Origin of the sequence: Aphanothece microscopica RSMan92 (assembly GCF_046613545.2) — a bacterium.
GTDB lineage: Bacteria > Cyanobacteriota > Cyanobacteriia > PCC-6307 > Cyanobiaceae > NIES-981.
Map to the genome: position 1 here is coordinate 1 of NZ_JBKKKY020000334.1, position 626 is coordinate 626.

General features: G+C 57.0%; 1 protein-coding gene. It reads right to left on the reverse strand.

What is annotated here, in order from left to right:
- The coding region (locus tag ACLD7X_RS17845) for a penicillin acylase family protein (protein ID WP_411425031.1) at window positions 1-626 on the reverse strand (626 nt) is incomplete at both ends.

Below are 626 nucleotides of genomic sequence, written 5' to 3' on the forward strand. Positions count from 1 at the left end.
CTGCTTTTCGGTATCGTACCACTTCTGAAAATCAAAATCGTCGTTTCCCAGTAGCTGTCCGGTACGCTTATCCTCGGCCCGGAACCGCACGGGGCGTCGGTGGGCGGTGTAGAGTTCCAGAATATCCTGCATCAGCCCTTCGCCCTCCACGCCTTTTTCCAGCGTTAGCTTAGGCTCGGTATCAGCTTTGCGGGTAGGGTGAAACCAGTTGAGTTCGCGGGTCTTTTCTTCGCCCATCAGGTGTACCTCGCGGCCGTAGTTTAGCTCGTCAATCACATTAGCCACCAGCCCCTGATGACGGCTGACCACTATTTCGGGCGTCCAGTAACCAGGTAGGGTATTCAGGGTTTTGAACTCAAAAGGCAGGTTGGCCGGATCGGATCGGAGTTCGGCTACCTTGGCGTTGATTCCTTCCACGTAGGCAGTCAGGATGGCTTTCCCGCGGGGATGGTAGTGGGCCATTTCCCGCTCCATGTCGCCCCGGTACTTAAACAGCTTCGTACCGATGTCGCGCTTTATTTCGGAGGGGCCCAGTAGCTCAGCCACGGTGCCGGTAGCCTGCCGCCGCCACATTTCGAGCTGGAAGGGCCGGTCGGAGCAAGCCACATAGCCCTGAGCAAAAAACA